Genomic DNA, 21,394 nt, shown 5'->3' with positions numbered 1-21,394 from the left:
GGCGGACGGGCAGAGGCTGCGGGCGGTCGTGGGCCCAGACATGTCGGGTCCGCCGTCCTGGCGCATCACACACACAGAGGGACGGACCGTTGGAACAGCCGGCCACAGGCGGCCCGACCTCGCATCGGCGACCGATGCCGACGCGCAGCGGTGATGGAACCGGATCCCTCGGCGTCGTGGCGCCGAGGCTCAGCGCCCGGCCGACGAACGCTGCTTCCGGTAGGCCGCGGCGGGGTCGGAACCGTTCATGTAGTACCAGGGGAACTCGGTCACGCGGCCCTCGGTGGCCTGGAAGCACTCCCGCGCGGCGGCACGGTCTCCGGCCAGGGAGAAGGCCATGGCGAAGGTGTTGAGGACCTGGATCCATGCGCCCCGGCGGACGAAGTCCGGGTGCCGGAACGAGTGGTCGGCAGCCTCCCGGAGGGACGCGGTCACCTCGGGCCGGCACATGTACGCGGCGTCCGGTCCCACATCGAGGGAGAGCCACTGCTCGATGTGCGCGATCGCGACGAGCTGACCCAGGAGCGTTCCCCCAGGTGCGCCGAACGCGCACTCGCGCGCGAAGGCGTGCATCTCCTCATGCGATCCGCCCCATTTGTCGCAGACCTGCTGCAACTGCTGCTGGTGCGCACCCAGGTGGTGCGGGTCGCGTCGCACCGTCGCCTCGAACCGGCGTCGCGCGACTGTCTGGCCGACCTGGAGGCCACGGCCGGTGGTCTGGAGGCCGTACCAGGGCGAGGTCCATTCCGGCTCGCGCTCCGCAACCTCGTACAGCCATTGCTCGGCCGTGCGCAAGCGCGCGTGGAACACCTCGAACTGCTCGCGTGAGACGTCCTTCGCCCGGGCTCCGGTCCGGGCCTCCCACCCCCAGCTGATGTGGCGGATGCCCGCCACGAGCCGAGGCAGCGTCGCTTCGGGTTCCGCTTCGAGAACCCCGGCGATCCACCGCTCCACCCCCGCGGTGTCGCCGACGGCCCACAGCAGCTCCGTCCGGTCCTCGCTCTCGGGACGTGCTCCAAGCACCTCCCGAACCGTTGCCCAGTCCGCCGCAGCGGCGGCTTCCCGCACGCGCTTCACGTCGGGATCGCCGGAATCCTTCTGCACCTGCGCAATGGGCCGTCCTGTCCATCTCCCCAGCGTGAGCCCCCATTCACGGAGTCCCGCCATGTCCCCACCCCTTGATGTGTCCGAACGGGGAAGTCAATGATCACCTCCCTCGTGGAGGTAGTGACTATCACGCGCGACCGGCAATCGCACACTCGTTTCCAATTCGGGCGCCTGTGGCCCGCAGCCCACTGCAACGGCTCGCCACCCGCGACTCGCCCCCACCGGCCGCTCACGGACCAGCCGATGGACAACCGAGGACGCGGGCGTACCTGCGGCCCCATTCGAGCGCGGCGTCGAGATCGGCCGCCCGGATCACCGTGAACCCGCCCCGCGCTGGTCGCGCGTTGACCGCGCATTGACATGCAGCCAGACGGCTGCCTATATTTCATGCAGCCGATTAGCTGCATATTTCGGGGGATGGCACGAGATGGACAACGTGTTCAAGGCCCTGGCCGACGCGAGTCGGCGCCGGCTGCTCGACAGCCTGAACGCCCGGAACGGGCAGAGCCTGCGGGAGCTGTGCGCCGGACTGGACATGGCCCGGCAGTCCGTGAGCAAGCACCTGGCGGTGCTGGAGGCGGCGAATCTGGTGACGACGGTGCGCAGTGGCCGGGAAAAGCTGCACTACCTCAACGCCGTGCCGATCAACGCCATCGCCGAGCGCTGGATGAGCCAGTACGACCGCGAGCGCGTGCACGCCCTCGCCGACCTGAAGGCCGCATTGGAGCGAGAACCCATGAGCGACAACCCCGCATTCGTCTACACCACATACATCAGGACCACGCCCGAGCGGCTCTGGCAGGCGCTGACCGACCCGGCCTTCACCCGCCGCTACTGGGGGGTGACCTTCACATCCGGCTGGAAGGCGGGTTCGCGGATGACCTGGGAGCAGTTCGGCGCGACGATGGCCGATCCCGAGCAGGTCGTGCTCGAATCCGAGCCCTTCCGGCGCCTGTCCTACACCTGGCACACCTTCACCCCGGAGTTCGCCAGGTCCTGTGGCCTGAGCGACGAGGTCATGGCCAAGGTGACCGAGGAGCCCCGGTCGAAGGTGACGTTCGAGATCGAACTGGTCGGGGAGATGGTCAAGCTGACGGTCCTGCACGACGGCTTCGAGCCCGGGAGCACGCTGCTGGAGGCCGTCAGCGGCGGCTGGCCCGCGATCCTGTCCAGCCTCAAGACACTGCTGGAGACGGGCGAGGCTCTGCCCGAGCCGGCGTAGGGCCTGCCCGGTGGATCCTGCCGGGCTCGATCTTGCTTGGCTGGGACTTGCCGGGCCGGACCTTGCCGGGCCGGACCTTGCCGGGCCGGATCTTGCCGGGCTCGCGGCGTCCTGCGGCTCCTCGGTGCGGCGTGGACGGGCCGCGCGAGCACGCTCAGGCCCCGGTCTCCAGGCGCAGGTTCCAGCGGCCCGCCCTGCCGGTCAGCACGACGGTGGACAGCGGCCTGACGTCCACGTTCCAGTACGTGGCGGGCGGCGCCTTCAGCGCGTACACGAGTGCGGCCCGTACGACCGCGGGTTCGGCGACGGCGAGGACGGAACTCCCGTCATCGACGGGACGGGTGTCCAGCCAGCCCCCTATCCGGGTGATGAACCCCAGCAGCGGCTCACCACCGTGCGGCGCGGAGCGGGGGTCGGCGAGCCAGGCGTCGACCGCGGCCGGCTCTCTCGCCGCCACCTCGGCGAGCGTGAAGCCACGCCACCGGCCCATGTCGCAGTCGCTCAGCGCGGGCTGCGCCATCGGGGCGTAGCCGAGCGCGTCGGCGGTGGCGCGGCTGCGGGCGGTCGGCGAGCAGTAGCGCAGCTCGGCCGCGCCCAGAGGTACGAGCGCGTGCGCGGCGAGCTGCACGTCATGCCAGCCGGCCAGGTCCAGCGGCCGGTCGTCGTCGAAGCGCTCGGCCAGCCGGGAGGAGCAGCGCGCGGCGGCGACCAGGGTGACCCGAACACTCATGGCGGGATCGTGATGCCGGACGCGCCCCAGGTCAAGAGTGGTTACTGACCGTTAATGACGTTCACTGAAGGCCGAGGGCCATCCACTTCCCCGGGTCGCTGAGCGGTGCGAATCCGGCCTTCTCGTAAACCCCGTGGGCGTCGGCGGTGGCCAGCAGGATCCGCCGCAGCCCGAGCGGGGCGAGGTGGTCCCTGACGGCCTCGACGAGTGTGGTGCCGAGCCCCTTGCCGCGCACGGACCTGTCGATGTAGACGTCGCAGAGCCAGGCGAAGGTGGTGTGGTCGGTGACGACACGCGCGTAGCCGACGAGTTCGCCCGAAGCGCTGTCGTACGCCCCGAAGTTGAGCGACCCGGCGATCGCCCGGTCCTGCTGCTCCCGGGTACGGCCCTGGGCCCAGTAGGCGTCGGTGGAGAGCCAGTGGTGGACGCGGGCCGGGTCGAGGCGGGCGGGGTCGGAGGAGATTTCGTACGCGCCGAAGGTGATGTCCGTGTCGCTCATCTCCGTACCTTCGCAGCGCCCCGACCGATTGTCAGTGGCGGCTGCCACGATCTTCCTATGAACGCGACCGCTGCCGATTACGGCTGGCTCGACGAGCACTGTCCTGAGCTCATGGAGGCGTACTGCCTCACGCTGGTGCGCGGGCTGACGCCCGAAGCCCTGCTGACGCGGCTGGGCGCCACCGACCGGGGTGTGCGGACAACGGGGACGAGCAGCCTGGTCGCGGCGGCGTACGACGCCTGGGACGACGGCGACAGCCAGTTCGTGGGAGTCGTCGAGGCGGGCGGCTGGGTGCTGATGGTGGAGCCGAACGGCTACGTCGGCACGCTGGAGGAAGTCCTGAGCCCGCTGTCGCAGGGGACGGAGCTGGTGTCGCACTTCACCAATGTCAACGCGGCCGACTACGTGAACTGGTTCGTGGACGGCGAGCTGCGGCTCCACTTCGAGCCCCTGTTCGCGTACGCACGGTACGGCGCGGACCCCGACGGTTCGGTCGAGGACATGCGCGAGGCCGGCCTCGATCTGCGGGACCCGAAGGAAATCGGCGCCGACGACCTCGAGTTGACGACCGCGGCCACGTTCGCCTTCGCCGAGCGGCTGACCGGGGTCCGGATCACCCCGGAGCTGCTCGACGCGGCGGAGTTCCGCTGTGGAAGCGTCCCGCTGCCCGGCCGCTGACGAGCCCGGCACGATCCGCCGGACAGGCCCTGGCATCACCCCAGGGCGAGCGCGGCATGTTCCGCCGGACAGGCCCTCGGCATCACCCCAGGACCTCGTCGCAGGCGGTACGCAGCCTCCGCACCCCCTCCGCGATCTCCGCCGCGCCCGCGACGCCCGCAAAGCTCATCCGGATGTGTCCCGCCGGGGGTTCGGCGCTGAAGTACGGGCGGCCGGGGGCCACGGCGACGCCCGCGCGGAGGGCGGCGGAGACGAGGGCGGATTCGTCGGTGCCGTCGGGGAGTCGGAGCCACAGGTGATAGCCGCCGGAGGGGATGTGCGGGAGGACGAGTTCGGGGAGGTGCAGGCGCAGCCCGGCGGTCATGGTGTCGCGTCGGGACTTCAACTCGGGGGCGACGGCACGGAGATGGCGGCTCCAGGCAGGGGAGCCGACGAGTTCGAGAGCCGCTTCCTGGAGGGGGCGGGGGACGAAGAAGTTGTCCACGACGTGGATGGCACGGAGGCGTTCGAGGACGGGGCCGCGGGCGATGAGGGCGCCGACGCGCAGGCTCGGCGAGGTGGCCTTCGTGAGCGAGCAGACGTGGACGACGACACCGTCGGGGTCGTCGGCGGCGAGCGGGGAGGGGAGGGCGCCCGCGTCGTCGTGGACGAGGCGGCGGGCGAAGTCGTCCTCGATGACGAACGCACCGGCGGCGCGGGCGATCCGCAGCACCTCGGTGCGGCGTCCGGGGGCGAGTACGGCGCCGGTCGGGTTCTGGAAGAGCGGCTGGGAGACGAAGACCCGGGCACCGGTGGCCCGGAAAGCGGCGTCGAGGAGCTCGGGGCGCACGCCCTGTGGGTCGACCGGCACGGGCACGGGCCGCAGTCCTGCGGCGCGGGCGATGGCCAGCATGCCCGGGTAGGTGGGCGATTCGACGAGCACGGGGACGCCGGGCGGGGCGAGGGCGCGCAGTGCGGTGGCGAGGGCGGGCTGGCCGCCCGCGGTCACCAGCACCTCGGCGGCAGTGACACCGGGGCCGATGCCGCGTGCGAACCATTCGCGCAGCTCGGGCAGCCCGTCGGCCGGTGGCCGGCCCCAGGCCCCGGGCCTGCGGCCGGCCCGCGCGAGCGCGGCGGCCATCGCCTGCTCGGGCTGGAGGGCGGGGTGCAGATAGCCGCCGTTGAACTCGATGACGCCCGACCGCGGGGCGGCGAGCGTCACCAGTACCCCGGACGCGTCGACGGCGCGCGGCACCAGCTCGGTGGCGGTGTCCGCGCTGAGCGCGACCTCCTGCCAGGAGGTGTCGCCGGGCACCGCGGTGTCCGTACGCGGCTGCGCACGGAAGGCGCCGGCACCCGGACGGGTCACGACCAGACCCTCGGCGGCGAGCTGCGCGAGGGCGCGGGAGACGGTGACCGGGGAGACGCGATAGCGCTCGACGATGGCCCGGCTCGACGGCAGCTTCTCGCCGACCGAGTAGCGGTTCAGTTCTTGTTTGAGCGATTTCGCCAGCTCGCCCACACTGCTACGCTCTTGCATGAGAGCACAGGATAGCGCTACTACCACCCGGACGATAGCGGTCAGCGATCCGGCCCAGCCCGGCGCGCCGGCGGCCGCCGATCCGGCCCTCGTCGCCGATCCGGCCCTCGCCGTCGGCCCGGCAGCAGGTGACGGCCGGAGCAGGGCGGACGGCCCGGATGCCGTCGGCGGCCGGGCCGTTGCCGGGGCGAGCGGCCGGGCGGCACTCCGCGGCGGCACGCTGCTCGCGTCGCTCGGAGTCGTCTCCTTCTCCCTCACCTTCCCGTCCACCGTCTGGGGCCTGGAGTCCTTCGGGCCGTGGTCACTCGTGGCGGTGCGCAGCGTCCTCGCGGCGGTCGTCGCCGGAGTGTTCCTCCTGGCCCTGCGCGTCCCGGTCCCCGAGCGGCGCCACTGGGGCTCGCTCGCGGTCGTCGCGTGCGGCGTCGTCGTGGGGTTCCCGCTGCTGACGACTCTCGCGTTGCAGACCTCGACCACGTCGCACGCCGCGGTGGTGGTCGGGCTGCTGCCGCTGACGACCGCCGCCTTCGCGGCCGTACGGACGGGCCGGCGGCCCTCCCGGACGTTCTGGGCCGCCGCGCTCACCGGTGCGGCGGTCGTGATCGCGTTCACGCTGCGGGAGAGCGGCGGCGCACTGTCGACCGGAGATCTCTATCTCTTCGGCGCGCTGCTGGTCTGCGCCGCGGGCTACACCGAGGGCGGCCGGCTGGCCCGGGTGATGCCGGGCTGGCAGGTGATCGGCTGGGCCCTGATCCTGTGCCTGCCGCTCGCCCTGGCGGGCGCGGCCGTCGCTCTGATGGCCGAACCGGTCCGGCTGACCCCGCACGGCGTCATCGGCCTGCTCTGGGTGGCTGTGGGATCGACCTTCTTCGGGCTCTACGTCTGGTACCGGGGCATGGCCTCGATCGGCATCGCCAAGGCCAGCCAGCTCCAGCTCGCCCAGCCCCTGCTCACCCTCGTCTGGTCGGTGCTGCTGCTCTCCGAGCAGCTCTCCCCCGCCGCCCCGCTCGCCGCCGTCGCCGTGCTCGTGTGCATCGCCGTCACCCAGCGCGCGAACGCCTGAGGGTGACACGGGTCACACCCCGGGACGTAGACTCAGGAATACCGACCACCCCCCTCAAGGAGGTCACGCCCGATGGAAGCGAGTGTGGGAGACAAGCTGCTCGTGCACGGCCGGGTCGTCGGCCAGCACGACCGGCTCGCCGAAGTCGTTGAGGTTCTGGGCGACAAGGGCACTCCGCCCTACCGCGTCCGCTTCGAGGACGACGGTCACGAGTGCCTGATGTCACCGGGTCCCGACACCGTCGTACGCCACCGCGACCACAACTGACCAGCAGCTCAGCGCCGTGCCCGGACCCGGGTCGGATAGTGATCGGCCACGACCCTGGCCATTGCCCCGATCCGGTCCGTGACGACCTCCTTCGCCGAGAAGAAGCAGTGGCCGCGCACCCGGGCGTAGTCGCAGGCGAGTGTGAGGTGGCGTGACAGCTCGGCCGGGTCCTGCCAGGCCGCGGGCTGCGCCGGATCGCCCGCCTTGTACAGCGCCTCGCCGATGTACAGGTCGACGCCGGTGCCCCGCGCGACCTTGTCCCACCAGGGCACGAGTTTGGCGTAGTCGGCCACGGCGAAGCCGATGTTCCAGTACAGCTGTGGCAGGACGTAGTCGATCCACCCCTTGCGGACCCACTTCCGGGTGTCGGCGTACAGATCGTCGTACGTCTGGACACCCGCCCTCGTGTTGGAGCCGAGCGGGTCGGTGGCCGCGTTGCGCCAGACCCCGAACGGGCTGATGCCGAAGCGGACCCGGTCGTTGATCTCCTTGATCCGGTCGGCGGTCTCGGTCACCAGCAGGTCGATGTTGTTGCGTCGCCACGAGGCCCTGTCGGGGAAGTCCCCGCCGTACTCCTCGTACGCCTCGTCGTCGTCGAAGACCTGCCCGGCCACCGGGTACGGGTAGAAGTAGTCGTCCCAGTGCACGGCGTCGATCTCGTACTTCTCGACCGCGTCGAGCATGGCGTCCTGCACGAAGGACCTGACCTCCGGGAGCCCCGGGTTGTAGTAGAGCTTTCCACCGTACGGAAGCACCCATTCGGGGTTGCGGCGCGCAGGGTGGTTCTTGGCGAGGCGCGTCGGATCCGCATGGTTGGCGACCCGGTACGGGTTGAACCACGCGTGCAGCTCCAGGCCTCGCTCATGGGCCTCCGCGACGGCGGTGCCGAGCGGGTCCCACCCGGGATCCCGCCCCTGGACGCCGGTCAGGTACTGCGACCACGGCTCGTACGGCGAGGGCCACAGGGCATCCGCGGTCGGCCGCACCTGGAACACCACGGTATTCAGCCGGCAGGCCACCGCCTTGTCGAGGTAGGCCAGCAGCTCCGCGCGCTGCCGGCTCGCGCTCAGGCCGGGCCGGGAGGGCCAGTCGCGGTTGGCGACCGTGGCCAGCCACATCCCGCGGAACTCCTGTGCGCAGCTGCGGCGGCCGCGTGCCGGCGCCGCCTCCGCCCGCCCGGTCACGGTCAGCGCGGCGAGTGCGCCGGCGGCCGTGACGAGTCCTCTTCTGGTGATCTGCCTCATACGCCGAGTCATCTGCCGACCCCTTCGCACCGCAGTACGCCGCGTCCTTCTCGTTGTCCCCGCACAGCATGCCCGCCCCGGCCCCCCGTCCACACGCACCGGCGGAGTAACGTCGTGGGGTCGAGGCGGGCGCCGGAACCATACGGGGGACCTGCCGCACTGAAGATCAGCGAAAGGCACGATGTGACCGACACTGTGGCCGACGTATCCCGCGTCGGAGTAGTGGGCTGTGGCCAGATGGGCGCCGGTATCGCGGAGGTCTGCGCCCGCAGCGGACTCGAGGTCAAGGTCGCCGAGACCACCGGCGAGGCCCTGGAGATCGGCCGTACGCGTCTGCACAACTCCCTCTCCAAGGCGGCCGAGCGCGGCAAGATCACCGAGAAGGAGCGCGACGCGGCGCTGGCCCGGCTCAGCTTCACCACCGACCTCGGGGAGTTCGCCGACCGCGATCTCGTCATCGAGGCGGTCGTCGAGAACGAGCAGGTCAAGACCGAGATCTTCCAGGTCCTCGACCAGGTCGTGACCCGGCCGGACGCCATCCTCGCCTCCAACACCTCCTCCATCCCGCTGGTGAAACTGGCCGTCGCGACCTCCCGTCCCGACCAGGTCATCGGCATCCACTTCTTCAACCCGGCGCCCGTGCAGAAGCTCGTCGAGCTGATCCCGGCGCTGACCACGTCCGAGGAGACCATCAAGCGCTCCGAGGCCGTGGTCGAGCAGGCTCTGGGCAAGCACGCCATCCGCGCCCAGGACCGCTCGGGCTTCGTGGTGAACGCGCTGCTCATCCCGTACCTGCTCTCGGCGATCCGGATGTTCGAGTCGGGCATCGCGAGCCGCGAGGACATCGACAACGGCATGGAGCTGGGCTGTGCCCACCCGATGGGTCCGCTGAAGCTGTCGGACCTGATCGGTCTGGACACGGTCGCCTCGGTCGCCGACTCGATGTACGCCGAGTTCAAGGAGCCCCTGTACGCCGCTCCTCCGCTGCTGCAGCGGATGGTGGACGCGGGCCGGCTGGGCCGGAAGACCGGATCCGGCTTCTACTCGTACTCCTGAATCACACAGGCGTTTGGCACGGGTGCTTCACACGGGGTGTGAGGAGCGTGTCCGCATATGCCGTGCGCACACGCTCCCTCGCTCCGACCAGGGAGAGTTGACTCGGGACCGCTCGACCGAGGGACCACAGACAACTTTCCGAAGAGGAGCGATCCGTGACCACCGACCCCGATCACTTAGCCGCCGTCGAGGAGTTCGCCGAGCTGCGCCGCTCTCTCGACGTCGGCCTCGCCCGTATCGACGGGCATCTCGCCCTGCTCGCCCAGCGCCATGACCGGATCGACCGGGATCTGACCGATCTCGCCGCGCGCGTCGTGGTGCTCGAGCACACCAAATGGCCCCTGCCGGCGGTCGCCGCGCTCACCGCGCTGGGCGCACTCGCAGTGGCGGTCTGGCAGGCAGTCGGCCGCTGAGGGGGCCTGTGGACCGGGCCGGCCGGCTCAGCCCAGCCGCAGATGGTGCAGCATCAGCAGCCCGGCCGCCATGTTGGCGGCCGGGACCTCGCCGCGGGCGATCATGTCCGGGACCAGCTTGAGCGGAATCCACTCGCGGCGCGAGGACTCGAAGTCGTCCTCGGGGGGCCCGGTGTACGTGGCCTCCTCCGACCAGTAGAGATGGTGCCGGGAGTCGGTGAGCCCGTTGGACGGCTCGACCGTCAGCAGGTGCTGGAGGGGGCCCGGCCGCCAGCCGGTCTCCTCCTCCATCTCACGGGCCGCGGCGGACGCGACGTCCTCGCCGTCCTCGACGACTCCCGCGGCGAGCTCCCAGCCCCAGCTGTCGGTGATGAAGCGGTGCCGCCACAGCATCAGCACCTCGTTGGCCTGGTTGACGGCGGTCGCGACGGCGACCGGGCGGAGCCGTATCAGGAAGTGGTCGAGGTGCCGGCCGTCCGGCAGCTCCACGTCGGCGAGATTGACCCTGAACCAGGGGTTTTCATAGACAGTTTGCTCGCTTAATTTCGTCCACTGCACAGTTCTGCCACCTTCCGACAAGTAGATGGCAATATCGCAGCAGGAGCGCGCTCAGAGGGGAACGCCCGCACGGGGGCTCACAGGAGAACGGTCACAGGGGAACGCGCAGGTCCCCGTCGATGAGTTCGGCCGCCTCCTCCGCATGCGTGCATCCGCTCGTCACCAGATGCTCACGCACCGACCGCAGCCGGTCTCTGAGGCGCTGGGACTCCATCCCCCTGGCGCGCTCGGCCATCTCCGTCGCCGTCCGCGCGGCCCGGTCGGCCTCGCCCTGACGGAGCTCGATCTGGCTGAGCATGGCCAGCCGGTGGACCCGGCCCCGGTCGTGCGCCGGGGTCGCCGCGGCCGCCGCGGCGTGCGCGCGGGCCGCCGTCAGATCTCCCAGGCTGAGCAGTGCCTCCGCGACCTGGACGTTCACCAGCCCCGGCTGTACGTAGCCCGTCTCGTCCGGCTCGTGTCCGGGGCGGATCCGCTCCGCCTCGGCCTCGGCACGCCGGATGCAGCCGAGCGCGCTGCTGCCGTCGCCGAGCTGGGCGTACGCCTTCGCCTGCATCGCGTACAGATCGGCGGCCAGCGCCGGGGTGATCTGCCGCCCGGCGGCCCGCAGCGCCGCCTCCGCGAACGCCACGGCCTGCCGGTACTCCCCCATGAACAGCGACTGGTTGACCAGCAGCGCGATGACGTACGCGCCAAGGCCCCGGTCCCCGCTCGCCTTCGCCAGCCGCAGCGCCTGATGGAAGTAGCGCTGGGCCAGTCCGTGCGCGTCGGAGTCGTACGCACAGATGCCCGCGACGGCCACCAGTCCGCCCGTCGCACGGTGCAGCTGGCGGCCGAGGGCGTCGCTGTAGGCGCCCCGCAGCAGCGGAGCCGTCTCGGTGTTGAGGAAGCCGACGATCCGGGAGCGGGTGGCGATACCGCCGGCCTTCCGGTACATCAGCTCGTAGTGTGCGCGGGCCGCCCGCAGCATCTTGATGTCGGCCATGCTGACCCGGGTCTGGCCACTGCGCGAGACGTCCGTGTCCTCCGGCGGGTTCTCCCACTCCCACACGGGCATCACCGCGGGCGTGCCCGTGACCGCCGGTGCGCCGATGATGTGCGGGCGTTGCTGCTCGTCGGAGCGCCACAGCGCAGTGGCACGCTCCACGAAGCCGGAGAGCGGCGAGCCATGCGGAACGGCGGTCTCCCCCGGCAGTCCCAGACCGATGTCGTCGAGGGTGATCGCGCGGTGCAGCCGGACCGCGAGCACCTCGCAGATCAGGTCGGGCACCTGTCCTCGCGGTCGCTGGCCCTTCAACCAGCGTGCCACGGCCGTGTGTTCGTACCGGAGTGCCAGGCCTCTCATCCGGCCCGCCTGGTTGACGTGGGCGGCGAGGCCCGCGTGGGAGATGCCCGCCTCGTCGAGCAGGGCGTCGAGCAGAGTATTGGGCTGCATGTGCCCCTCCGTTGGCTCGGTGGGCCCAGACTAGTGGAGCCCGATTCGCACGGGGTGTGAACCAAGTGCCCGTATCCGTGCCTCACACGCTCTGCCGCCGTGCCCTGTGCCCCGGTTGACTGAAATGCCTCTCACAGAGGCGGCCGGGCCGCCGGGCTCCCCCTCGTACAGTACGGCGGCCCGCACCCCCCGCCGTCCGTCCTGCTGATCTGCCCGACACTCCGCGGCAGGGCGGGCGGCACCGGCCGCGAAAGGCCCTCACCTCTCTATCGATTGGAGGGTTCCGGGCGGGAACGGCGCAGCCCTGGTTCTGCGGACTGCGCCGGGACCCGCAGCCCGTCGTTACGGAGCACCATCAGCGCCACATCGTCGGTGAGCCGGCCGCGCGTGTGGCGCAGCAGCGCCGTGTGCACCCGGTGGATCAGCGCGGCGGGCGGGGCGGGCGGGCCGAGGGCGGTCTCCGCGAGCACCTCCTCCAGCCCGAAGAACCTCCCGTCGGCATCGCGCGCGTCCTCGGCCCCGTCCGTGTGCAGGAACAGCGCCTCCCCCGGCAGCAGGGGCGCACAGCGGTGGACGGGGATGCCCTCCGGCAGCGGAAAGAGCCCCAGTGGCGGCAGCGGCGGCCCGGGGGCCAGTTGGCGGCTGGCCCCGCGCCGGAGCCGGTACGGCCACGGATGGCCGCAGTTGACGGCGAGCATCGCGCCGTCGGGCCGGATCTCCAGCAGCAGTACGGTCACGAACTCCTCGGCCGACGGGGAGTCGGGCTCCGGCCCGCCTGCCGCGGGGTGCTCGTCCCGTGCCCGCTCCCGCAGATGCCGCTGCAGGGCCCGGTCCAGCCGGCCCAGTACGCCGCAGAGCCGTGGTTCGTCGTGCGCGGCCTCCCGGAAACTGCCGAGCACCGCGGCGGCCGCCCCGACGGCGGCGAGGCCATGACCGCGTACGTCACCGATGACGACCCGGACTCCGTACGGGGTGGCCACCGCCTCGTACAGATCGCCGCCGACCGCCGCGCCGCGGTAGGCGGACAGCTGTCCGGCGGCGACGGCGAGCCCGTCGAGCCGCGCCGGAAGCGGACGGAGCAGCACCTCCTGGGCGGCGCGGGCGATCTTGCGCACCCGCTTCAGCTCCCGGGCGGGGCCGCGCCACACCCCGTACAACAGCCCGCCGCCGACGGCGAGGAACACGGCGCTGGTGGCGATGCGCGCCCCCATCCCGTCCTGCTGCGAGATCGGGCACGCCAGGCGCCACACGGTGGCTGCGGCGCCCCACGCACCCGGCAGCACGAACGGCATCACGCGCCGCGCCCGCGCGGGCGCCCGCGGCATCCGACGCCTCCAGACGGCTCGCGCCGCGGCAACCTGCCGGTGCAGCCGCGTGGAGATGTGCACTCGTGGCCTGTCTCGCGTCATGCCGCTGGCCCCCTCTCAGGTCCTGTCCGGGCGATCTTCGAGGAACAGACCGCGGCGTCAGATGCGGTCCATCGCAAGGCGGTGGGGGCACCTCCCAGCGGTAGCTGGGGGAGAGCGCCCTCGTACTGGGCGTACTTGGGCAACTCCGACAACGCAGCGAGGCGCCGTACCCGGCGTCGCGGGCCCGACAAGATCGCCCGGACAGGGCCTAGGCACGTCCGGCGCGCAGGCCGACCCCTACGGCCGGGACGATTCTTTCGATCGTCCGGGCATGTCAGGGAAGGTCATCCGTACTTCTCACTCGAATGAGTGAGACGGGGGTGAAGGAGCGGAACCCGCGCCGATATGGCGAAGGGGGCGTACCCGGAACACGGAACAGTTCCGGGTACGCCCCCTTGCCTCGATCTCGCCGGGGCCGCAGGCTCACGCCCCGCGCAGCACCGCTCCCGTGCGCTCGGCGGCAAGCGCGATCGCGGCGTCGCGGGCGGCCGAGGCCTCCTCGACGGTCAGCGTGCGGTCCGCGGCGCGGAACCGCAGCGCGTACGCGAGCGACTTCTTGCCCGCGCCGATCTGCTCGCCGGTGAAGACGTCGAACAGCCGGATGGACTCCAGCAGTTCACCGGCCCCCTCGCGCAGCACCTTCTCGACGTCCGCGGCGGGAACGTCGGAGGAGACGACCAGCGCGACGTCCTGCGTGGCCACCGGGAACGTGGAGATCCGCGGCGCCTGGAGGGCACCCGCGCCGGCCTGCTCCAGCAGGTCCAGCTCGACCTCCATCGCGCAGGTGCGCTCCGGCAGTCCGAGCGCCTTGATGACGCGCGGGTGCAGCTCGCCCGCGTGGCCGACGAGGGTCTCCTCACCGTTCACGGTGGCGTACAGCGCGGCGCAGCGGCCCGGGTGCCACGGCGCGTGCTGGTCGGAGCGGAGGGTGAGTTCGACGCCCGCCTCGCGGGCGACCGTACGGGCGGACTCGACGGCGTCGGCCCAGTCGGCCGGGCGTCCGGCGCCCCACCAGCCGGCCTGCTCGCGGGCGCCCGCCAGAACGGTGGCCGCGCGGCGCGGCTGACGCGGCAGCGCCGCGTTCAGCGCGGCGATCTCCTCGTCGGTGGGACGGCGGTCGACGGGCAGCACGCCCGGGACCGTCTCCTCACCGGTCGGCCGGAAGACCAGACCCGTCTCGAAGAGGGCCAGGTCGCCAGAGCCGCGGCCCACGTTGCGCCGCAGCGCGGCGAGCAGACCGGGCAGCAGCGTGGTGCGCAGCGCCGGCTCCTCGTCGGAGATCGGGTTGACCAGCGTGACGACGGCGCGCCGCGGGTCGTCGGCCTCCAGGCCGAGCTGGTCGAGGACGCCCTCGCCGATGAACGGGTAGTTCAGCGCCTCGACGAAGCCGGCTCCGGCCAGCGCACGGCCGGTGCGCCGGTGCAGCCGCTGGCGGGCGGTGAGCCCGCGGCCGGACGGCGGGGTCGGCAGCGTGGAGGGCAGGTTCTCGTAGCCCTCCAGCCGGATGACCTCTTCCGCGAGGTCGTTCGGCGCGTGCAGGTCGGGGCGCCACGACGGGACGGTGACGACGAGCTCGTCCTGGCCGTAGACGTCGCAGCCGACCTCCTGGAGGCGGCGGACGACGGTCTCGCGGCCGTAGCCGACACCGGCGACACGGTCGGGGTGGTCGGCCCGCATCGTGACCGTACGCGGCGCGGACGGCGCGATGATCTCGGTGACGCCGGCCTCGGCGGTGCCGCCCGCGAGCAGCACCAGCAGGTCGACCGTGCGCTGCGCGGCAGCGGCGGCGGCCTGCGGGTCGACGCCCCGCTCGAAGCGCTTGGACGCCTCGGAGGACAGCTTGTGGCGGCGCGCGGTGCGGGCGATGGAGACGGTGTCGAAGTGCGCGGCCTCGATGACGACTTCGGTGGTGCCGCGGACTTCGCCGGTCTCCGGGTCGGTCTCGGAGTCGGCGATCTCCGTGTTGGCTCCGCCCATGACACCCGCGAGGCCGATCGGCCCGCGGTTGTCGGTGATGACCAGGTCCTCGGCGTCCAGGACGCGCTTGGTGCCGTCGAGGGTGATCAGCTTCTCGCCCTGCTCAGCGCGGCGCACACCGATCGGCCCGTCGAGGCGGGTGCGGTCGTACGCGTGCAGCGGCTGGCCGAGCTCCAGCATCACGTAGTTGGTGATGTCGACGGCGAGCGAGATCGGGCGCATGCCGGCCTTCTGGAGGCGGCGCTGCAGCCAGATCGGGGAGCGGGCCTCCGGGTCGAGGCCGACGACGGTGCGCGCGGTGAAGCGGTCGCAGCCGATCGGGTCCGCGATCTGCACTTCGTAGCCGAACGAGTTCGGTGCGGGGACGTCGAGCAGCGCCGGGTCGCGCAGCGGCAGACCGTACGCGATGGCGGCCTCACGGGCGACGCCGCGCAGCGACAGGCAGTAGCCGCGGTCGGGCGTGACGGCGATGTCGAGGACCTCGTCGAACAGCTCCAGCAGCTCGGTGGCGTCGATGCCGACCTCGTGCTGCGGCGGCAGCACGATGATGCCGTGCGAGCCGTCATCGCCCATACCCAGCTCGTCGCCGGAGCAGATCATGCCGCGGGACACCCGGCCGTACGTCTTGCGCTCGGCGATCTGGAAGTCGCCGGGCAGGACCGCGCCGGGCAGCGCGACGACGACCTTGTCGCCGACCGCGAAGTTCCGGGCGCCGCAGATGATCTCCTGCGGCTCGCCCGTCCCGTTGGCCTGGCCGACGTCGACGGTGCAGAAGCGGATGGGCTTCTTGAACTCGGTCAGCTCCTCGATGGTGAGCACCTGGCCAACGACGAGGGGGCCCTTGAGCCCGGCGCCGAGCTGCTCGACGGTCTCGACCTCGAGGCCGGCCGCGATGAGCTTGGTCTGTACGTCACGGCCGGTCTCCGTCACCGGCAGGTCGACGTACTCCCGCAGCCAAGAAAGCGGGATCCGCATCAGATCTCCATCCCGAACGGCCGGGTGAACCGGATGTCACCCTCGACCATGTCTCGCATGTCTTCGACGTTGTGGCGGAACATCAGCATCCGCTCGATGCCGAACCCGAAGGCGAATCCGCTGTACTTCTCCGGGTCGACACCGCAGGCGACGAGCACCTTCGGGTTGACCATCCCGCAGCCGCCGAGCTCGATCCAGCCCTCGCTGGAGCAGGTGCGGCACGGCCGGTCCGGGTTGCCGACCGACTCGCCGCGGCACACGTAACAGACCATGTCCATCTCGGCGGACGGCTCGGTGAACGGGAAGAAGTTCGGCCGGAGCCGGGTCTTCATGCCCTCGCCGCCGAAGAGCGCCCGGACCATGTGGTCCAGGGTGCCCTTGAGGTCGGCCATGGTGAGGCCCTCGTCGACGGCGAGCAACTCGACCTGGTGGAAGACCGGGGTGTGCGTGGCGTCCAGATCGTCCGTGCGGTACACGCGGCCGGGGCAGATCACGTACAGCGGCGGCTCGCGGTCCAGCATCGAGCGGACCTGCACCGGCGAGGTGTGGGTGCGCATGACGACGCCCGAATTGCCGTTCCCGTCCGCGCCCCGCACGAAGAACGTGTCGTGCTCGCCGCGGGCGGGGTGGTCCGCCGCGATGTTCAGCGCGTCGAAGTTCAGCCATTCGGTCTCGACCTCGGGGCCTTCGGCCACCTCGTAGCCCATGGCCACGAAGATGTCCTCGATGCGCTCCGAGAGCGTGGTCAGGGGGTGGCGGGCGCCGGCCGGTACGCGGTCGTGGGGCAGCGTGACATCCACGGCCTCCTCGACCAGCACCCGGGCGTCACGCTCCGCCTCCAGCTCGGCCTGGCGGGTGGCCAGGGCCTTGTTGACGGCACCGCGGGCCTGGCCCACACGCTTGCCGGCGTCGGCCTTGGCGTGCGGCGGCAGGGCGCCGATCTCCCGGTTGGCGAGCGCGAGCGGCGAGGTGGGGCCGGTCTGCGCGATCTTCGCCTCGTGGAGCGCTTCGAGGTCGCCGGCGGCGGCGAAGGCGGCGAGCGCCTCGTCCCGCATGCGCTCGATCTCTTCCGGTTTCAGTGCCTCGACCTCGACAGGGTCGTACGACTTATTGGGTGCCGACATCTCTTCCCGTGCTTCCGATGGGGTGGCTGGAGCCCCCGCTCGACGACCGAGGACGCAAAGGTGCCAAAGGTCGAGTCTAGCGGGGTGAAGGTACGCGAATGAGCCCGTGGGCTGCCGGGGTGCCTATCAGCTGAGATAGGCGGGAGCGGCCACGGGCAACGTAAATCGGAATTCCGCGCCGCCGCCGGGGCCGCGGCCGACGGTGATCGTCCCACCGTGCGCCTCGACGATGCCTTTGACGATGTACAGGCCGAGACCGGTGCCTCCGCGCTTGCTTCCCCGCCAGAAGCGGGTGAAGACACGGCCCATCGACTCCTCGGGGATGCCGGGGCCTTCGTCGCTCACGGTGACGGCCGTTCCCTTCTCGTCGTTCTTGCCGGGCGCTGGTGACACCTCGATGGTGACCGTTCCCTCGCCGTGGCGCACCGCATTTTCGAGCAGGTTGCCGAGGACCTGGTCGATCTTGTCGGGGTCGGCCCACAGATCGGGGAGCCGGCGGTGGATACGGACGAAGAAGCGGTCCGGGGACTGGCCCCGGGCGGTGTGCGCCTGGATGTGCCGGCCGACGGCGGCCGCGATGTCGACGGGCTGGCGGCGCACCTCGAGACGGCCGGAGTCGATACGGGAGATGTCGAGGAGCTCGGCGATGAGCCGCGTGACACGGTTGGCGTCGGCGTCGACGGTCTCCAGCATGAGCCGCTTCTGGTCGTCGGTGAATCGCTCCCATTTGGCGAGGAGGGTGGCCGTGAAGCCCTTGACGGAGGTCAGTGGTGAGCGCAGCTCATGGGCGACGGTGGCGATCAGCTCGGCGTGGCTGCGCTCGGTGCGGCGCCTCGCCTCGGTGCCGCGCAGGCTGACCACGACGCGGCGGACGGGGCCCGTGGACGCTTCGCGTACGTAGCGGACGGAGACGAGGACCTCGCGGCCGCCGGGGAGCAGCAGATTCCGCTCCGGCTGGCCGATGCGCGTGGCGAGGCCGCCGTACGGGTCGGTCAGGGTCCACCAGCGGCGGCCCTTGAGGTCCTCCAGGGGCAGCGCGTGCTCCAGCGGCCGGCCGAGGGCGTCGGCGACGGGGGTCGCGGTGATGCGCTCGGCCGCGGCGTTGAAGCAGATCACCCGGCCGGTCTCGTCGGCGACGACGAGACCGTCGGGAAGGTCGTCGGGGTCGATGCCCAGGCCTGCGACGTCCATGGAGGGACCCGCGAAGGCGATGTGCGCCTCCGACGGTCTACTTGTGCCGACAGCCATCCCCGTACCCCACCTCTCGAACCAGTGCAGTGGGTCCCCGAATTGGTCACCCTACTAGTCGTCGGTCACACAGCGACACCCTGCGCGGGCCGGGGGTCACACCGCTCGGCAGCCGCCAGGGGTGCGCTGGGCGCGCGCGGAGGCGTAGAGGCACACGGCCGCGGCCGTCGCCAGATTGAGGCTCTCGGCCTTGCCGTGGATGGGCACCCGCACGACCGCGTCCGCGAGCGCGCGGGTCTCCTCGGGCAGCCCCCAGGCCTCGTTGCCGAAGATCCACGCCGTCGGTCCGCCCATGGTGCCCGCGTCGAGCTCGGCGTCCAGGTCGTCCTCACCGGCCCCGTCCGCGGCGAGGATCCGTACCCCGGCGCCCTTCAGCCCGCTGACGGCCTGCTCGACGGGTACGCCGACGGCGACGGGGAGATGGAACAGCGAACCGACCGACGCCCGGACCGACTTCGGGTTGTAGAGGTCCACGGAGGCGTCGGTGAGCACGACGGCGTCGGCGCCCGCGGCGTCGGCACAGCGCAGCACCGTGCCCGCGTTCCCGGGGTCGCGTACGTGCGCGAGGACGGCCACGAGCCTGGGCCGGGCGGCGAGGATGTCCTCGAACGGCGAGTCGAGGAACCGGCAGACCCCGACGAGCCCCTGCGGCGTCACGGTCTGGGAGACCTCGGCCAGCACGGCGTCGGGGGCGTAGTGGATCCGGGCTCCCGTGGCACGGGCGGCCTCCACGATGTCCGCGTACCGCTCGGCGGCCTCGACGGTGGTGAAGAGTTCGAGCAGCGTGGGCTCGCCGTCGTCGCCCCGGTGCTCCACGGCCTCCCGCACGGCCTGCGGCCCCTCGGCGATGAACCGCCGGTCCTTGGAGCGGAAGTTCCGCTTGGCGAGCCGCCGCGCGGCGACGACACGCGGAGACCGCGGGGAGATCAGCTCGGGGGTGCGCATGAGGTGCACTCACTTCTCTTGCTGCGCGCGAGGCGCACGGTGTCGACTCGGCTCGCCCTTCGGGTCGGGCTCCGAAGGCGGGCGGTACCTGGGCAGGACGCACGCGGACCCGCAGGCCAGGGGCCTGCGGGTCCGGGGCTGTCCGGCTGGACGCGACCGTCAGGCCGCGGCCTTCGGGGCGTTCACGTCGCTCGGGAGCGCCTTCTGGGCGACCTCGACGAGGGCGGCGAAGGCGCCCGCGTCGTTCACCGCGAGCTCGGCGAGGATCTTGCGGTCCACCTCGACGTTGGCGGCCTTCAGACCCTGGATGAAGCGGTTGTAGGTGATGCCGTTGGCGCGGGCAGCGGCGTTGATGCGCTGGATCCACAGCTGACGGAAGTCGCCCTTGCGCTTCTTGCGGTCGTTGTAGTTGTAGACCAGGGAGTGGGTGACCTGCTCCTTGGCCTTGCGGTACAGGCGCGAACGCTGACCGCGGTAACCGCTGGCCTGCTCGAGGATCGCCCGGCGCTTCTTGTGGGCGTTGACTGCCCGCTTGACGCGTGCCACTTGTTAACTCCTTGTAGCGGGGCCGTGGTTGTCCTCACACGGCCCGGAAACGAATTGGTCCCGGTCTTGCCCGGGCGCCCCCGTCTCCCGGGGGCACGAAATCAATCAGATGCCCAGCATCTTCTTGATCTTGGCGGAGTCACCCGGGGCCATCTCGGCGTTGCCGGTGAGGCGACGCGTCAGCTTGGACGACTTGCGCTCGAGCAGGTGGCGCTTGCCGGCGCGCTCACGGAGCACCTTGCCGGAGCCGGTGATCTTGAAGCGCTTCTTGGCACCGCTGTGCGTCTTGTTCTTCGGCATCGCGCCGTTCTCTCCTCGTCAGTGGCGCTTCCGTCGCCGGTCCGTAAACCGGCAGGCGAAAGCGTCAGATGTATGGGTTGATGTCCGGGACGGTTGTCCTGGAAATCAGGCCTCGGCCTCGGCGGGCTCCTCGGCGGAGTCCGCCGCCTGGGCGGACTGGCCCTGGCGCTCCGCCTTGCGGGCGGCCTGCGCCTCGCGGGCCTCGGCCATCGCCTCGGTCTTCTTCTTGTGCGGACCGAGAACCATGATCATGTTGCGGCCGTCCTGCTTCGGGTTCGACTCGACGAAACCGAGGTCCTGGACGTCCTCCGCGAGCCGCTGCAGCAGCCGGTAGCCGAGCTCCGGCCGGGACTGCTCGCGACCACGGAACATGATCGTGATCTTGACCTTGTCGCCCTGCTTGAGGAACCGGACGACGTGACCCTTCTTGGTGTCATAGTCGTGCGGGTCGATCTTCGGCCGGAGCTTCATTTCCTTGATGACCGTGTGCGCCTGGTTCTTGCGCGCCTCACGGGCCTTCATGGCCGACTCGTACTTGAACTTGCCGTAGTCCATGAGCTTGCAGACCGGCGGCCGGGCCGAAGCCGCGACCTCGACCAAGTCCAGGTCGTACTCCTGCGCGAGTTCCAGGGCCTTGGCAAGCGGAACAATCCCGACCTGCTCGCCGCTGGGACCGACAAGTCGCACCTCGGGAACGCGAATCCGGTCGTTGATGCGGGGCTCGGTGCTGATGGATCCTCCTCGGTAGCACCACGCGGCCGTCTGGCGGACAGCCACGCAACGTCTGTTTCCTTGGACCAACCGCGCCGGTACATGAAAAATGCCCCGGACGGGACACAGGCGGGGCTCCGCGGAATACCGGAACACCGCCGCGGTCAACCGCGGGGCGCTGTTCGGACGGCTCCATCGTCCGTACGGAACGATGGGCGCCGCCTGACCGGTGACCCGCCGCCCGTGAGAGCGGCCAGGTGGGAGATCGGAGCCTCCACTTGTGGGTCGGGCACATGCGTGTCCGACCGGTCGTTACACAAGGTTAGCAGCTCCGGGCGGAAGGGGCGAACCGAGGCGGTACCGGTGGCGTGGGC

The 21,394-nt window shown here is 71.2% G+C and carries 21 protein-coding genes; 6 read left to right on the top strand and 15 right to left on the bottom strand.

Going from position 1 to position 21,394, the window contains the following annotated elements:
• Positions 1 to 189 precede the first annotated feature (189 nt).
• Positions 190 to 1,023, bottom strand: a complete 834-nt coding sequence (locus ACZ6ZQ_RS08785) for a hypothetical protein (protein WP_469767853.1) — start codon at positions 1,021 to 1,023, stop codon at positions 190 to 192.
• 511 nt (positions 1,024 to 1,534) lie between these two features.
• Here ACZ6ZQ_RS08785 and ACZ6ZQ_RS08780 point away from each other — a divergent pair.
• The gene (locus ACZ6ZQ_RS08780; RefSeq protein ID WP_469767852.1) at positions 1,535 to 2,329 is read left to right on the top strand and encodes an ArsR/SmtB family transcription factor; all 795 of its coding nucleotides are present in this window, start codon (positions 1,535 to 1,537) and stop codon (positions 2,327 to 2,329) included.
• A gap of 154 nt (positions 2,330 to 2,483) precedes the next feature.
• Here ACZ6ZQ_RS08780 and ACZ6ZQ_RS08775 read toward each other — a convergent pair whose 3' ends face one another.
• Positions 2,484 to 3,059, bottom strand: coding sequence for a histidine phosphatase family protein (locus tag ACZ6ZQ_RS08775; RefSeq protein WP_469767851.1), 576 nt, complete (start codon positions 3,057 to 3,059; stop codon positions 2,484 to 2,486).
• A 61-nt stretch (positions 3,060 to 3,120) separates the two neighbouring features.
• The gene (locus tag ACZ6ZQ_RS08770; RefSeq protein ID WP_469767850.1) at positions 3,121 to 3,558 is read right to left on the bottom strand and encodes a GNAT family N-acetyltransferase; all 438 of its coding nucleotides are present in this window, start codon (positions 3,556 to 3,558) and stop codon (positions 3,121 to 3,123) included.
• A gap of 57 nt (positions 3,559 to 3,615) precedes the next feature.
• Here ACZ6ZQ_RS08770 and ACZ6ZQ_RS08765 point away from each other — a divergent pair, with 57 nt between their 5' ends.
• Complete coding sequence (locus tag ACZ6ZQ_RS08765) at positions 3,616 to 4,236, top strand: DUF6461 domain-containing protein (RefSeq protein ID WP_469767849.1); 621 nt, start codon at positions 3,616 to 3,618, stop codon at positions 4,234 to 4,236.
• A gap of 82 nt (positions 4,237 to 4,318) precedes the next feature.
• Here the strand turns inward: ACZ6ZQ_RS08765 and ACZ6ZQ_RS08760 are convergent, their stop codons facing one another.
• Positions 4,319 to 5,755 (bottom strand): aminotransferase-like domain-containing protein, encoded by a 1,437-nt coding sequence (locus tag ACZ6ZQ_RS08760; protein WP_469767848.1) that lies wholly within the window; start codon positions 5,753 to 5,755, stop codon positions 4,319 to 4,321.
• Between ACZ6ZQ_RS08760 and ACZ6ZQ_RS08755 the strand changes: the two genes are divergently transcribed.
• Both ACZ6ZQ_RS08755 and ACZ6ZQ_RS08750 read left to right on the top strand, forming a co-directional pair.
• Positions 5,754 to 6,815 (top strand): DMT family transporter, encoded by a 1,062-nt coding sequence (locus ACZ6ZQ_RS08755; RefSeq protein ID WP_469767847.1) that lies wholly within the window; start codon positions 5,754 to 5,756, stop codon positions 6,813 to 6,815. The two genes, ACZ6ZQ_RS08760 and ACZ6ZQ_RS08755, sit on opposite strands and share 2 nt — an antisense overlap.
• A 72-nt stretch (positions 6,816 to 6,887) precedes the next feature.
• A complete protein-coding gene (locus tag ACZ6ZQ_RS08750; RefSeq protein ID WP_453664747.1) occupies positions 6,888 to 7,082 on the top strand; it encodes a DUF1918 domain-containing protein in 195 nt (64 codons plus the stop codon).
• Positions 7,083 to 7,090: 8 nt separating this feature from the next.
• Here the strand turns inward: ACZ6ZQ_RS08750 and ACZ6ZQ_RS08745 are convergent, their stop codons facing one another.
• Entirely contained in the window at positions 7,091 to 8,326 is a 1,236-nt protein-coding gene (locus ACZ6ZQ_RS08745) for a glycoside hydrolase family 10-like protein (protein WP_469767846.1), read from the bottom strand.
• 195 nt (positions 8,327 to 8,521) lie between these two features.
• On the opposite strand from ACZ6ZQ_RS08745, the gene ACZ6ZQ_RS08740 reads away from it, so the two are divergent.
• On the top strand, positions 8,522 to 9,382 hold the full coding sequence (locus tag ACZ6ZQ_RS08740) for a 3-hydroxybutyryl-CoA dehydrogenase (protein WP_469767966.1): 861 nt from the start codon (positions 8,522 to 8,524) through the stop codon (positions 9,380 to 9,382).
• A 155-nt stretch (positions 9,383 to 9,537) separates the two neighbouring features.
• A complete protein-coding gene (locus ACZ6ZQ_RS08735; protein WP_469767845.1) occupies positions 9,538 to 9,795 on the top strand; it encodes a hypothetical protein in 258 nt (85 codons plus the stop codon).
• Between the two features lie 27 nt (positions 9,796 to 9,822).
• Here ACZ6ZQ_RS08735 and ACZ6ZQ_RS08730 read toward each other — a convergent pair whose 3' ends face one another.
• The 10 genes from ACZ6ZQ_RS08730 to infC form a co-directional block, all read right to left on the bottom strand.
• A complete protein-coding gene (locus ACZ6ZQ_RS08730; protein ID WP_469767844.1) occupies positions 9,823 to 10,353 on the bottom strand; it encodes an NUDIX hydrolase in 531 nt (176 codons plus the stop codon).
• Between the two features lie 91 nt (positions 10,354 to 10,444).
• Positions 10,445 to 11,785, bottom strand: a complete 1,341-nt coding sequence (locus tag ACZ6ZQ_RS08725) for a transcriptional regulator (protein WP_469767843.1) — start codon at positions 11,783 to 11,785, stop codon at positions 10,445 to 10,447.
• 266 nt (positions 11,786 to 12,051) lie between these two features.
• Complete coding sequence (locus ACZ6ZQ_RS08720; protein ID WP_469767842.1) at positions 12,052 to 13,110, bottom strand: PP2C family protein-serine/threonine phosphatase; 1,059 nt, start codon at positions 13,108 to 13,110, stop codon at positions 12,052 to 12,054.
• Between the two features lie 507 nt (positions 13,111 to 13,617).
• Positions 13,618 to 16,146, bottom strand: a complete 2,529-nt coding sequence (gene pheT / locus ACZ6ZQ_RS08715; protein WP_469767841.1) for a phenylalanine--tRNA ligase subunit beta — start codon at positions 16,144 to 16,146, stop codon at positions 13,618 to 13,620.
• Entirely contained in the window at positions 16,146 to 17,270 is a 1,125-nt protein-coding gene (gene pheS, locus ACZ6ZQ_RS08710; protein ID WP_469767840.1) for a phenylalanine--tRNA ligase subunit alpha, read from the bottom strand. Before pheS ends, pheT begins: the two co-directional genes overlap by 1 nt.
• A 126-nt stretch (positions 17,271 to 17,396) precedes the next feature.
• The gene (locus tag ACZ6ZQ_RS08705; RefSeq protein WP_469767839.1) at positions 17,397 to 18,518 is read right to left on the bottom strand and encodes a sensor histidine kinase; all 1,122 of its coding nucleotides are present in this window, start codon (positions 18,516 to 18,518) and stop codon (positions 17,397 to 17,399) included.
• Between the two features lie 96 nt (positions 18,519 to 18,614).
• A complete protein-coding gene (locus ACZ6ZQ_RS08700; RefSeq protein ID WP_469767838.1) occupies positions 18,615 to 19,463 on the bottom strand; it encodes a TrmH family RNA methyltransferase in 849 nt (282 codons plus the stop codon).
• A 159-nt stretch (positions 19,464 to 19,622) separates the two neighbouring features.
• Entirely contained in the window at positions 19,623 to 20,009 is a 387-nt protein-coding gene (gene rplT, locus ACZ6ZQ_RS08695; protein WP_066950970.1) for a 50S ribosomal protein L20, read from the bottom strand.
• A 105-nt stretch (positions 20,010 to 20,114) separates the two neighbouring features.
• The gene (gene rpmI, locus ACZ6ZQ_RS08690; protein WP_168437587.1) at positions 20,115 to 20,309 is read right to left on the bottom strand and encodes a 50S ribosomal protein L35; all 195 of its coding nucleotides are present in this window, start codon (positions 20,307 to 20,309) and stop codon (positions 20,115 to 20,117) included.
• A 105-nt stretch (positions 20,310 to 20,414) separates the two neighbouring features.
• Complete coding sequence (gene infC, locus ACZ6ZQ_RS08685) at positions 20,415 to 21,086, bottom strand: translation initiation factor IF-3 (RefSeq protein WP_453668891.1); 672 nt, start codon at positions 21,084 to 21,086, stop codon at positions 20,415 to 20,417.
• Positions 21,087 to 21,394: the final 308 nt, after the last annotated feature.

The organism is Streptomyces sp. NPDC053673, assembly GCF_055585225.1.
The sequence above is the reverse complement of the archived record's forward strand: the minus strand, read 5'-3'. Positions and strand labels throughout refer to the sequence as shown.

What these genes read in the sequence shown, in the direction of transcription:
- rpmI (WP_168437587.1), bottom strand. Translation starts at nt 20,309, where the DNA reads ATGCCGAAGAACAAGACGCACAGCGGTGCCAAGAAGCGCTTCAAGATC.
- ACZ6ZQ_RS08775 (WP_469767851.1), bottom strand. Translation starts at nt 3,059, where the DNA reads ATGAGTGTTCGGGTCACCCTGGTCGCCGCCGCGCGCTGCTCCTCCCGG.
- ACZ6ZQ_RS08720 (WP_469767842.1), bottom strand. Translation starts at nt 13,110, where the DNA reads ATGCCGCGGGCGCCCGCGCGGGCGCGGCGCGTGATGCCGTTCGTGCTG.
- ACZ6ZQ_RS08705 (WP_469767839.1), bottom strand. Translation starts at nt 18,518, where the DNA reads ATGGCTGTCGGCACAAGTAGACCGTCGGAGGCGCACATCGCCTTCGCG.
- ACZ6ZQ_RS08700 (WP_469767838.1), bottom strand. Translation starts at nt 19,463, where the DNA reads ATGCGCACCCCCGAGCTGATCTCCCCGCGGTCTCCGCGTGTCGTCGCC.
- ACZ6ZQ_RS08780 (WP_469767852.1), top strand. Translation starts at nt 1,535, where the DNA reads ATGGACAACGTGTTCAAGGCCCTGGCCGACGCGAGTCGGCGCCGGCTG.
- ACZ6ZQ_RS08760 (WP_469767848.1), bottom strand. Translation starts at nt 5,755, where the DNA reads ATGCAAGAGCGTAGCAGTGTGGGCGAGCTGGCGAAATCGCTCAAACAA.
- ACZ6ZQ_RS08755 (WP_469767847.1), top strand. Translation starts at nt 5,754, where the DNA reads ATGAGAGCACAGGATAGCGCTACTACCACCCGGACGATAGCGGTCAGC.
- ACZ6ZQ_RS08750 (WP_453664747.1), top strand. Translation starts at nt 6,888, where the DNA reads ATGGAAGCGAGTGTGGGAGACAAGCTGCTCGTGCACGGCCGGGTCGTC.
- ACZ6ZQ_RS08765 (WP_469767849.1), top strand. Translation starts at nt 3,616, where the DNA reads ATGAACGCGACCGCTGCCGATTACGGCTGGCTCGACGAGCACTGTCCT.
- ACZ6ZQ_RS08725 (WP_469767843.1), bottom strand. Translation starts at nt 11,785, where the DNA reads ATGCAGCCCAATACTCTGCTCGACGCCCTGCTCGACGAGGCGGGCATC.
- pheT (WP_469767841.1), bottom strand. Translation starts at nt 16,146, where the DNA reads ATGCGGATCCCGCTTTCTTGGCTGCGGGAGTACGTCGACCTGCCGGTG.
- ACZ6ZQ_RS08770 (WP_469767850.1), bottom strand. Translation starts at nt 3,558, where the DNA reads ATGAGCGACACGGACATCACCTTCGGCGCGTACGAAATCTCCTCCGAC.
- ACZ6ZQ_RS08745 (WP_469767846.1), bottom strand. Translation starts at nt 8,326, where the DNA reads ATGAGGCAGATCACCAGAAGAGGACTCGTCACGGCCGCCGGCGCACTC.
- pheS (WP_469767840.1), bottom strand. Translation starts at nt 17,270, where the DNA reads ATGTCGGCACCCAATAAGTCGTACGACCCTGTCGAGGTCGAGGCACTG.